This window comes from Rhodopseudomonas sp. BR0C11 (genome assembly GCF_010820945.1).
Taxonomy (GTDB): domain Bacteria; phylum Pseudomonadota; class Alphaproteobacteria; order Rhizobiales; family Xanthobacteraceae; genus Rhodopseudomonas; species Rhodopseudomonas palustris_H.
On record NZ_QTKI01000674.1, the window covers coordinates 1 to 1,495 of the forward strand.

At 67.1% G+C, this 1,495-nt stretch carries 2 protein-coding genes; one reads left to right on the top strand and one right to left on the bottom strand.

Features of this window, described 5'->3' with window-relative positions:
* Positions 1-74: 74 nt before the first annotated feature.
* A complete protein-coding gene (locus DYI24_RS26450; protein WP_164574421.1) occupies positions 75-935 on the bottom strand; it encodes an ABC transporter ATP-binding protein in 861 nt (286 codons plus the stop codon).
* 47 nt (positions 936-982) lie between these two features.
* Between DYI24_RS26450 and DYI24_RS26455 the strand changes: the two genes are divergently transcribed.
* Positions 983-1,495 (top strand): ATP-binding cassette domain-containing protein (locus DYI24_RS26455; RefSeq protein ID WP_246701382.1); only part of this gene is annotated, 513 nt, incomplete at its 3' end.

Consider the following 1,495-nt stretch of genomic DNA (forward strand, 5'->3'; position numbering starts at 1 on the left):
CCCCAACCCTACCCCGCAAGCGGGAGAGGGAGCGCGCTGTACTCGGGGCAAGTCAGCGGCCAAAACCGAATGCATCACGCCACCTGCCCATATGCCTTCATCACCTGCTCGCGCAGCACGCTCCAGATCTCACGATGCAGCGCGTGAAACTCATTGGTCAGGCGGATCTCGAAGATGTCGCGCGGGCGCGGCAGTTCGATGCGCCAGTCGCCGACGATGCGCGAGGATGGACCGGCCGACATGATCACCACCCGGTCGGCGAGCGCGATCGCCTCTTCCAGATCGTGGGTGACGAACAGCACCGCCTTCTTGTGCGCGCTCCACAGCTGCAGCAGCAGATTGCCCATGATCTGCCGGGTCTGCGCATCGAGCGGGCCGAACGGCTCATCCATCAGCAGGATCTTGGGATCGCGGATCAGCACCTGCGCGAGCCCGACCCGCTTGCGTTGACCGCCGGACAGCATGTGCGGATAGCGCTGCGCGAATGCGCCGAGCCCGACCGTCTCCAGCCAGCCCTGCGCGCGGCTCAGCGCCTCGCTGCGCGGCGTGCCGGCGATTTCCAGCCCGATCGCGACGTTATCGATCGCGGTCTTCCATGGAAACAGCGCATCGGCCTGAAACAGATAGCCGGCCTGCGGATTGAGGCCGTCGAGCGGCGCGCCGAAGATCCGCACCGCGCCGGCGGCGGGACGCAGCAGCCCGGCCGCCACATTGAGCAACGTCGACTTGCCGCAGCCGGTCGGCCCGACGATGGCCACGAACTCACCATCGGCCACCGTCAGCGTCGCATGCTCCACTGCCGTATAGGTCCGCGCATCGGCGAGGCGGAACGCCACCGTGGCGTCCTGCAGCGCCACCGCCGCATTGTCCGTCTGATTCACGCCCTCTCCCCGCTTGCCTGCTCGCCGCGACCATTCAACGCCGCGCGCCGACATGCAAGTCTGGCTTGCGCCCAGCCGTCTCCGGCGGCCATGCTGCGACCATGACGAGCTCTGCTTCGCCGATGATCGCCTATAACCGGATCACCAAGAGTTTCGGCGGCGGCCGGATCAAAGCGATCGACGACTTATCGCTTTCGGTGCAGCGCGGCGAATTGCTCGCCATCGTCGGCGGCTCGGGCTCCGGCAAAACCACGCTGCTGCGGCTGACCAATCGCCTGATCGATGCCGATGCCGGCGCGATTGCAATCGACGGCCGCGATATCCAAACCGCCGATCCGATCGCGCTCCGCCGCGGCATCGGCATGGTGTTCCAGAATGGCGGGCTGTTCCCCCACCTCACCGCGGCACGCAATATCGGAATCACGCCGAAGCTGCTGAACTGGTCGAAGACCGAAATCGCTGCCCGTGTCGATGAACTGCTCGAGCTGGTGCGGCTCGATCCCGCCCAGCATCGGGACCGCTTCCCGCACGAACTCTCCGGCGGCCAGCGCCAGCGCGTCGGCGTCGCCCGCGCGCTCGCCGCCAGGCCGGAGATCGTGCTGATGGACGAGCCG

Excerpts from the sequence above, each read along its gene's own strand:
- DYI24_RS26450 (WP_164574421.1), bottom strand. The coding sequence starts at position 935 with ATGTCGGCGCGCGGCGTTGAATGGTCGCGGCGAGCAGGCAAGCGGGGA.